The sequence below is a fragment of the Sphingosinicella sp. genome, assembly GCF_052387495.1.
Lineage (GTDB): Bacteria > Pseudomonadota > Alphaproteobacteria > Sphingomonadales > Sphingomonadaceae > Allosphingosinicella.
In genome coordinates, this window is the sequence record NZ_JBQTJC010000054.1 from 1 (window position 1) to 8,753 (window position 8,753).

The following is an 8,753-nucleotide window of genomic DNA, read 5'->3' on the forward strand; positions in this document are numbered from 1 at the left end:
TCGCCCGAGGACGCGGTAGCGATCCGCAAAGGCGGCACCGAGGCGACTCTGAAAGGCATCCAGTTCAACAGCTTCGGCGCCTTCTTCAGCCGCGCCTATCGCGAGAACGACTATCTCTGGGGCCGCCTGCACGGCGCCGACCGGCTGATCGACATCACCATCTCCGCCCTCCCAGACGAGGCGCAGCTCACCCCTGAATCGGTGACCGCGCTCAAGAAGGAGGCGTTCCGCGCCATCCTCGCCGAGGAGAAGGACCGGTTGAAGACCATCGCCCCCCTGTTCGAGCAGCTCGAGCGCGAGGTTGGGTAGCGCACTGGACTAAGGCGAAGATTTCGGAGAGAGGCAAAGGCCATGCAGTTCCTCAAAACCCTGTTCTGGGTGATTGTCGCGGTGGTGATCGTGCTCTTCGCCCGCACCAACTGGCAGCCGGTGACGCTCACCTTGTGGGGCGGGCTCGAAGCGGACGTGAAGCTGCCCGTGCTGGTGATCGGCGCGTTCGTCCTGGGCTTCCTGCCGACCTTCCTCCTCTACCGCACACGGATCTGGTCGCTGAAGCGCCGGCTGGAGACTCAGAATCAGGCGCATGTCGCCAACGCGCCCTTGCCGCGCAACGCGCCGCCGCCGCCACAGGGTGAGGCCCGGTCGAACGCATGAAGGGTCCGATCTTCGTAGCGCTCGACACCACCGATCTGGAGCGCGCGAAAAGCCTCGCCGCAAGGATCCGCAACCATGTCGGCGGGCTGAAGCTGGGCCTCGAATTCTATTCGGCCAACGGCCCGGACGGGGTGCGCGCGATGGGCGCGTTTGATCTCCCCATCTTCCTTGATCTCAAGCTCCACGACATTCCCAACACGGTAGCCAAGGCGGTGCAGGCGCTGAGTCCCCTGGGACCCGCCATCCTCACCGTCCACGCCGCCGGCGGCCTGGCGATGATGGAGGACGCCAAGGCGGCCGCGCCCAGGGGCACGAAAGTAGTGGGCGTCAGCGTCCTTACCAGCCTCGACGACGACGACCTCGCCGCGACCGGCATCGCCTCCGACAGCCACGGCCAGGTCGCGCGGCTCACCGCCCTCTCCCGCGAGGCGGGACTGGACGGCGTGGTCTGCTCGGGCCGGGAGGTCGCTGCGGCGAAGGAACTCTGGCCGGAGGGCTTCTTCGTCGTCCCGGGCGTCCGTCCGGCCGACGGCGGCGCGGGCGACCAGAAGCGAGTGGTCACGCCCCGCGAGGCGCTCGACAGCGGCGCCTCGATCCTCGTCATCGGCCGTCCGATCACCCAGGCCGCCGACCCCGACGAAGCCGCCCGCGCGATCGAGGCGACGCTGTAGACTTGGCATCGCCGTGGGCCTAATCCGCCCGGCCTGAGGAGCAAGAAAGATGAGCTGGCTCAACCGCGTCCGCAGCAAGATCCCGTTCCTGCCCAAGCGGGAGACGGCGGAGAATCTCTGGCACAAATGCCCCGAATGCGAGGCGATGGTCTTCCTCAAGGAATATGAGGAAAATCTCTTCGTCTGCCCGCGCTGCGAGCATCACGGCCGGATCGGTCCGGCCCGGCGCTTCGAGATGCTGCTCGATCCCGGCTACACCGTGCTGCCACCGCCCCAGGTCCGCGAGGATCCGCTCAAGTTCCGCGATTCCAAGCGCTACAGCGACCGGATCAAGGCGGCCCGCGCCGCGACCGGCGAGCCAGACGCCCTGATCAACGCGAGCGGCACAGTCGAAGGGCACCGGCTCGTCATGGGCGTGCAGGATTTCGCCTTTATGGGCGGCTCGATGGGCCTCGCGGTCGGCGCCGCCTTCGTCGCCGGCGCCGAGGCAGCGATCGCGGATAAATGCCCCTATGTCATCGTCACCGCTGCCGGCGGCGCGCGCATGCAGGAAGGCATATTGAGCCTGATGCAGATGCCCAAGGCGACCGTCGCCATCGCCCGGCTGAAGGAAGCGGGCCTGCCTTACATCGTGATCCTCGCCGATCCGACTACGGGCGGAGTCACCGCCTCCTATGCGATGCTCGGCGACGTCCAGATCGCCGAGCCCGGCGCCCTGATCGGCTTCGCCGGCCAGCGCGTAATCGAATCGACGATCCGCGAGAAGCTCCCCGAAGGCTTCCAGCGCGCGGAATATCTCAAGGACCACGGCATGGTTGACATGGTCGTCCATCGCAGGGAGCTGCGCGGAAGGCTGGCGCTGCTGCTCGACTATCTGAGCCCGCGGCGAGAGGCGGCATGACAACCAGATCCTCCCCACGATTTCGTGGGGAGGGGGACCGCACGGAGTGCGGTGGAGGGGCAAGCCGCGGTCTAAGAGGCCCCTCCACCAGCCTTCGGCTGGTCCCCCTCCCCTGCAAAGGCAGGGGAAGATAAGTTTGGACCGCGCGGTCTCCGATCACCCCGCCGTCCAGGCCCAGCTCGACCGGCTGGAGGCGCTGTCGCCCGGCCGCGACATTCTCGGGCTGGAGCGCATCTCCGCCCTGCTCGACCGGCTCGGCAACCCCGAGCGCGCGCTGCCGCCGGTCCTCCATGTCGCCGGCACCAACGGCAAGGGCTCGACCTGCGCTTTCCTCCGCGCCGCGATCGAGGCTGCGGGCCTCTGCGCCCATGTTTATACGAGCCCCCACCTCGTCCGCTTCAACGAGCGCATCCGCATCGCCGGCCGGCTGATCGAGGACGAGGCGCTCGCCGCCTTCCTCGGCGAGACACTGGACGCCGCCGAAGCCATGAAAATCAGCTTCTTCGAGGCGACCACCGCCGCTGCCTTCCTCGCCTTCGCCCGCATGCCCGCCGACGCCTGCATCGTGGAGGTCGGGCTGGGCGGGCGGCTCGACGCGACCAATGTCATCCCATCTCCCCTCGTCTGCGGCATCGCCCAGCTCGGCCTCGACCATCCGACCTTTCTCGGCGACCGGCTGGAGCAGATCGCCATCGAGAAAGCGGGCATCGCCAAGCCGGACGTGCCGCTCGTCACCCAACATTATCCGGAGGCGATCGCCGAACGGGTCGGCGAGGCCGCCGCCGCAGCCGGCGCCGATTGGAGCCCACGGGGCGCGCGCTGGGACGCCGAGATCGAGGACGGCAGGCTGGCCTATCGGGATGACGCGGGCACGCTCCGCCTCCCACTGCCCCGCCTGCCCGGCGCGCACCAGGCGATGAACGCCGCGCTCGCGGTGGCGATGCTGCGGCACCAGTCGGTGCTCGATGTGCGCGAATCCGCCTTCCGCGCGGCGATGGGCTGGGCCGAATGGCCCGCGCGGCTGCAGCTGCTCGCGCCCGGACCGTTGCGCGATATCCTGCCCGTCCAGGCCGAGCTCTGGCTCGACGGCGCGCATAATCCCAACGCCGCCCGCGCCGTCGCCGATTTCTTCCGCGGCCACGTCCCGGCCGACCGCCCGTTTCACATCATATTCGGCCTGCTCGCCAACAAGGACGCGGCCGGCGTGCTGCGCCCCTTCCGCGACCGCCGCATCACGCTCCACGCAATTCCGGTCGCCGAGCATGAGCATCATCCGCCCGCGTCGCTGGCCGCGACCGCGCGCGACGCCGGCCTGATCGCGATGACCGCGAACGGGGTCGAGGACGCGCTCGGCTGGATCGCCCGCCACGCCGATCCGGCCCATCCCCCGATCGTGCTGATCCTCGGCTCGCTATACCTCGCCGGCGAGGTGCTCTCGGCGAATGGCGAGGCGCCGAGCTGAGTTTTACTCCGCCGGCACCGTCTCGGGACGCTCGGGCGCTACGACGCCTGATGCCCGCCCTGCGCGCGCCTCGCGGATCCATTCGAGGATGCACAGCACCACCGCGACCACGCCGATCAAAGCGGTGAAGACGAACACGAAATAATAGCCGCGCTCCTCGATCATCTGGCCGAGCGCGCCGCGGCCGAGCGTGCCGACCAGCAGGGTCAGCGAGGCGAGCAAGGCATATTGCACCGCGCTGTAGCCCTTGGCGACGATCGAGGAGAGCCACGCGATATAGGCTGCGCCCGCGATGCCGATAGCGAGGTTCTCGCCGCCGATGGTGATCATCAGCCGGGCGAGCCGCTCGCTGCCGCCGAACTGCTCGACCGCCCAAGTAAAGCCGATCGCGTTGCTGACCGCCGACATGGTTGCCCCGCCCACCGCGAGATCGGCGTAGAGCAGATTGGTCGCCGCCGAGAGCGCCGCGCCGAGCGTCAGGGTCAGCATCCGCCCGAGCACGACGATCATCCAGCCGCCCAGCGCCAGCCCGAGGATGATCGCGCCGATCCCGAAGAACTTGGAGGCGAACGCGACCTCGTCGTTGGTGTACTGCAGCTCGCCGAGATAGAAGGGATAGGCGAAGGTGCCCCAGATCGAATCGCAGATGCGGTAGGTCAGCACCAGCGCCAGGATCAGCACCAGCGACCAGCCCATGCGGCCGACGAATTCGACCAGCGGCAGCACCAGCGCGCGGTAGAAATGATCGGTCACCTGGCTGGCACGCCCGCCCGGTCCGCCCTCCTCCGTGATCACGTGCCGCCCCTCGCGCCGGAGCTTCGCCAGCCAGCCGGCGACGAAGGCGGGCAGGACGATCGTGGCGAGGACGATCAGCGGGCCGTAGGTAGCTGTGAACTCGGTCGGGTTGGGGCGATTCTCGGGCAGCGCGGTCATCGAGCGGACCATGAAGACGAGGACAGTTCCGATCGCCCAGGCCCACAGCAGCCCGACGGCCATCAGGCCCCATTTGCGCACGCTCGGCAGCAATTCGCCGGTTTGGTAGAGCTCGTCGATCTCCTCGCCCGAGGCGATGACCGCGCCGGTCTTGTCCGGATCGGGGGCGAACAGGCCCGCCACGCCGATCGCCAGCAGGATCAGCCCCAGCATCACATAGGTCTGCGGCCACCCTATCCGCGCCGCGATGATCAGGCCGAGCGCGCCGCCGACGAGCGAGGAGAGGCGAAAGCCCATCTGGTAGACGGTCGAGAGAATGTCGATCGTCGCCTCCTCGTCGGCGATGTCGATGCGCCAGGCGTTGATCGCGATGTCCTGCGTGGCGCTGGTGAAGGCGCCGATGCCGGCGAGCAGGCTGAACATGCCGAGCGAGCTCCTCGGATCGAGCAGGCTCATCGTGACGAGGATGATGCCGAGCAGAAGCTGCGCAGGCGCGATCCATTGCTTGCGCTTCCCGAGCCGGCGCAGGAACGGGATGTCGACCTTGTCGACCAGCGGCGACCACAGGAACTGGAACGAATAAGCGAGCCCGATCAGCGAGAACACGCCCATCGTCTCGAGATCCACCTCGGCCTCGGTGAACCAGGCGTAGAGCGTGCCGAGGAAGAGCGCGAACGGCAGGCCTGAAGCGAAGCCGAACAGCGCCATGAAGCCCGACTTGGGATTGCGCAGCGATCGAAATAGCGTGCGCCAGCCGGGTTTCTTCGCTGCGGTCGTGGCCATCGGTCCTAGTCTCCTGCGCGCCCGGCCGCGAACCTAGCGGCTTGCCGCATCATTGCCAGCGTGTTGATCGCGCCGCGATGCTTGCCTTACGTTCGCGTAAAGCGCACTATTCCGCTCATGGACATGCCGATCCGCCAGCGGCCGACCGAGGGCCAGCTCGCGCTCGCCCGCCTGCTCGCCTCGGGCGTGCCGACAGAGGGCAAGAGCGTCACGACCGTGCCCGCCTCGGTCTATACCGACCCCGCTCGCTTTGCCGCCGAAAAGGCGAAATTGTTCGACCGGCTACCGATGGTGATCGCCCCCTCAGCGCTGCTGCCCGAGAACAATATGGCGGTCGCGCATGACGGCTTCGGCATCCCGCTGCTGCTGACGCGCGACAAGCAGGGCGTCGCTCACGTCTTCTGGAATGTCTGCCGCCATCGCGGCACCCGCCTGGTCGAGGGCGGCGAGGTCGCCAAATGCCCCCGCATCGTCTGCCCCTATCATGCCTGGACCTACACCGCGGACGGCGCGCTCGCCGCGCTGCCGCGGCCGGACAGCTTCCCCGGCCTCGACAAGGCCGATCATCATCTGAAGGAGCTGCCCAATATCGAAGCGGGCGGGCTGATCTGGTTCGCCCGCGAGGAGTCGGACTTCGCCGACGCTAGGATGCTCGCGCCCGATTTCGACGCGTTCGGGCTATCGGGCCATCATCTCTTCCGCCGCCGCGTCCACGACGTCGCCTCGAACTGGAAGCTGATCATGGACGCCTTCCTGGAGGGCTATCACGTCCAGCGGCTGCACGCGCAGACCATCGCCCGCTTCTTCACCGACGGGATCAGCGTCGCCGATTCGATCGGCATCCACCAGCGCTCGGCCGTCGGCCGCAACGAATATCTCGCCGAGATCGATCACGCGCACTGGCCCGAGCTGCGCGCCGTGATCACCTTCGCCTATCAGCTCTTCCCGGCGACAGTGATGATCATGAGCCCGGACTATGTGAACCTGATGGTGCTGATGCCGCAGGACGAGGGCCGCACCCTGGTCGAGGATTTCATGCTGATCCCGCAGGCGCCGCAAACGCCCGACGAGATCGACCATTGGGAGAAGAGCTGGCACCTGCTGGACGAGGGCGTGTTCGGCGGCGAGGATTATCGCGCCGCCGCCTTGGGCCAGAACGGCCTCGCCTCCGGCTCGATCGAGGAGATCACGCTCGGCACGCTCGAAACCGGCATCCGCAAATTCCACGACCAGGTCGAGCGGGCGCTCGGCTAAGCCCGCGCCTCTACGAACAGGGTGAGTTGGCTCGGCAGACGCTTCGGCGTCTTCCCCTGCAGGTGCCGGTCGAGCGCGTCGAGCGCGTTCTTCAGCACTTTTTCCGAATAGGGCTTGGACAGGCAGCCGAGGCCGAGCGGCCGCGCCTGCTCGGTGCAATGGCCGGTAACGAACAGCACCGGCACGCCTTTCGCCCCGGCGGCGCGGGCGACGTCGATCCCGTCCCCCTCGCCCGCCAGGCTGATGTCGGTGAGGACGAGGTCGATCCGCTCCCGCCCGATCGCCTCGGCGGCGTCGGCGAGATTGTCGACCGTGCCGACCACCTCATAGCCGTCGTCCTTGAGCATATGCTCGTTGTCGAAGGCGACGAGCGGCTCGTCCTCGACGATCAGGATGCGGCGGATCAGCCTTTCGCGCTTGCCGAAGAGCATATAGTGGCGGACCTCCCTCGCATTCCTGTCGAATGCGTAACGAGGAAATCGTAAGCGGGTGCCGCCTGCGCAAGCGATCCGGCGAAAAATCCCTTCCCTTCAGCGGAGAACCCAGCCTTGACCGCCCGCGAACTGCAGCGAATCGCCAAGCTCCTCGCCCGCGCCGGGATCGCCTCGCGCCGCGAGATCGAGCGGATGATCGCCGAGGGCCGGATCGCTCTCGACGGCAAGACGCTCGAAACGCCGGCAACGCTGCTGACCTCGCTCCACGGCGTCACCGTCGACGGCAAGCCGGTCAAGGCGCCGGCCCCCGCGCGCCTGTTTCGCTATCACAAGCCGGCCGGCCTGCTCACCACCGAGCGCGACCCCAAGGGCCGGGCGACTATTTACGACCGCCTGCCGAAAGGCCTCCCGCGCGTCATGCCCGTCGGCCGGCTCGACATGAACACCGAAGGGCTGCTCCTCCTCACCACCGACGGCGAATTGAAGCGCCAGCTCGAGCTCCCCACCACCGGCGTCGAGCGCAGCTACCGCGCCCGCGTCTTCGGCGAGATCAGCCAGGCCCGGTTGGAGGAGCTCATCCACGGCATCGAGATCGAGGGCATCCGCTATGGCGCGATCAACGCCAATCTGGAGCGGCGCACGGGGCGCAACGGCTGGGTCGAGATGCGCCTGCGCGAAGGCAAGAACCGCGAGGTCCGCCGGGTCCTCGAGCATCTCGGCCTCAAGGTCTCCCGCCTGATCCGCACCGCCTACGGCCCCTTCCCCCTCGCCGACCTCCCCGCCGGCGCGGTCGACGAGGTGCGCCAGCACGATCTCGTGGCGTTTAGGAAGAGCCTGGGCTCAAATTCCTCCCAGAGATTTCTCGGGGAGGGGGACCATGCGAAGCATGGTGGAGGGGTCCTTTCACAAGGCCGCAAGAAGCCCCTCCACCGTCCTTCGGCCGGTCCCCCTCCCCGGCAAAGGCCGGGGAGGAATAAATGAGGATCATCGCCGGCGCCTGGCGCGGCCGCCCCCTCGCCGCGCCCACCGGCCAGGCCACCCGGCCGACCGGCGACCGCGCCCGCGAAGGCCTGTTCTCGATGCTCGCCAGCCGCCTCGGCAGCTTCGAGGACCTGCGGGTCGCCGACCTCTTCGCCGGCACCGGCGCGCTCGGCCTCGAAGCGCTCTCGCGCGGCGCCGCGCACTGCACTTTCTACGAGAAGGACCGCGCCGCGCTCGACGCGCTCAAGCGCAATATCGACAGGCTCGGCGCCATCGACCGCGCCGAAATCCGCGCCCAACCTGTCGAGCACGCCTTGCCACCCGCCCAACCCTGCGACCTGATCCTGCTGGACCCGCCCTACGCCACCGGCCTCGCCCAGGCGGCGCTCGACCGCATCGGCCAGGGCAATTGGCTCGCCCCTGGCGGCTGGCTCAGCATCGAGACCGCAGGCGAAAGCCTCGCTTTTCCCCCGGACCTCGTTCCCGAAACCGAGCGCCGGTTCGGCAAGGCAGTGATCTTTTTGATCCGCGACGCAGTCTGAGGCGTTGAGTGAAGCGTCTCCGTTCTCTACCTGTTCGCTCGTGACCGTTCTGCCCGCCACCGCCCCCGAGCCCCCTTACCTCGCCGGCCTCAACGCGCCGCAACGCGAGGCGGTGCTGACCACGGAGGGGCCGGTGCT

At 68.1% G+C, this 8,753-nt stretch carries 10 protein-coding genes; 8 read left to right on the top strand and 2 right to left on the bottom strand.

Annotated features, from left to right (window positions below; genetic code table 11):
* The 5 genes from ACT4N8_RS03070 to ACT4N8_RS03090 all read left to right on the top strand — a co-directional run.
* Positions 1–309 (top strand): DUF3376 domain-containing protein (locus tag ACT4N8_RS03070; protein ID WP_444856670.1); only part of this gene is annotated, 309 nt, incomplete at its 5' end.
* A 42-nt stretch (positions 310–351) separates the two neighbouring features.
* Complete coding sequence (locus ACT4N8_RS03075; protein ID WP_444856671.1) at positions 352–654, top strand: lipopolysaccharide assembly protein LapA domain-containing protein; 303 nt, start codon at positions 352–354, stop codon at positions 652–654.
* Positions 651–1,325: an orotidine-5'-phosphate decarboxylase gene (gene pyrF, locus ACT4N8_RS03080; RefSeq protein WP_444856672.1), complete on the top strand. Its 675-nt coding sequence runs from the start codon at positions 651–653 to the stop codon at positions 1,323–1,325. Before ACT4N8_RS03075 ends, pyrF begins: the two co-directional genes overlap by 4 nt.
* 49 nt (positions 1,326–1,374) lie before the next feature.
* A complete protein-coding gene (gene accD, locus ACT4N8_RS03085) occupies positions 1,375–2,226 on the top strand; it encodes an acetyl-CoA carboxylase, carboxyltransferase subunit beta (protein WP_444856673.1) in 852 nt (283 codons plus the stop codon).
* A gap of 136 nt (positions 2,227–2,362) precedes the next feature.
* Positions 2,363–3,688 (top strand): bifunctional folylpolyglutamate synthase/dihydrofolate synthase, encoded by a 1,326-nt coding sequence (locus ACT4N8_RS03090; RefSeq protein WP_444856674.1) that lies wholly within the window; start codon positions 2,363–2,365, stop codon positions 3,686–3,688.
* A gap of 3 nt (positions 3,689–3,691) precedes the next feature.
* Here the strand turns inward: ACT4N8_RS03090 and ACT4N8_RS03095 are convergent, their stop codons facing one another.
* Positions 3,692–5,404, bottom strand: coding sequence for an AmpG family muropeptide MFS transporter (locus tag ACT4N8_RS03095; RefSeq protein WP_444856675.1), 1,713 nt, complete (start codon positions 5,402–5,404; stop codon positions 3,692–3,694).
* Positions 5,405–5,527: 123 nt separating this feature from the next.
* On the opposite strand from ACT4N8_RS03095, the gene ACT4N8_RS03100 reads away from it, so the two are divergent.
* Positions 5,528–6,658, top strand: a complete 1,131-nt coding sequence (locus tag ACT4N8_RS03100) for an aromatic ring-hydroxylating oxygenase subunit alpha (protein WP_444856676.1) — start codon at positions 5,528–5,530, stop codon at positions 6,656–6,658.
* Here ACT4N8_RS03100 and ACT4N8_RS03105 read toward each other — a convergent pair.
* Positions 6,655–7,089: a response regulator gene (locus ACT4N8_RS03105; protein ID WP_444856677.1), complete on the bottom strand. Its 435-nt coding sequence runs from the start codon at positions 7,087–7,089 to the stop codon at positions 6,655–6,657. The two genes, ACT4N8_RS03100 and ACT4N8_RS03105, sit on opposite strands and share 4 nt — an antisense overlap.
* A 117-nt stretch (positions 7,090–7,206) precedes the next feature.
* Here ACT4N8_RS03105 and ACT4N8_RS03110 point away from each other — a divergent pair, with 117 nt between their 5' ends.
* On the top strand, positions 7,207–8,073 hold the full coding sequence (locus tag ACT4N8_RS03110) for a pseudouridine synthase (protein WP_444856678.1): 867 nt from the start codon (positions 7,207–7,209) through the stop codon (positions 8,071–8,073).
* Positions 8,070–8,615: a 16S rRNA (guanine(966)-N(2))-methyltransferase RsmD gene (rsmD, locus tag ACT4N8_RS03115; protein ID WP_444856679.1), complete on the top strand. Its 546-nt coding sequence runs from the start codon at positions 8,070–8,072 to the stop codon at positions 8,613–8,615. Before ACT4N8_RS03110 ends, rsmD begins: the two co-directional genes overlap by 4 nt.
* Positions 8,616–8,753: the final 138 nt, after the last annotated feature.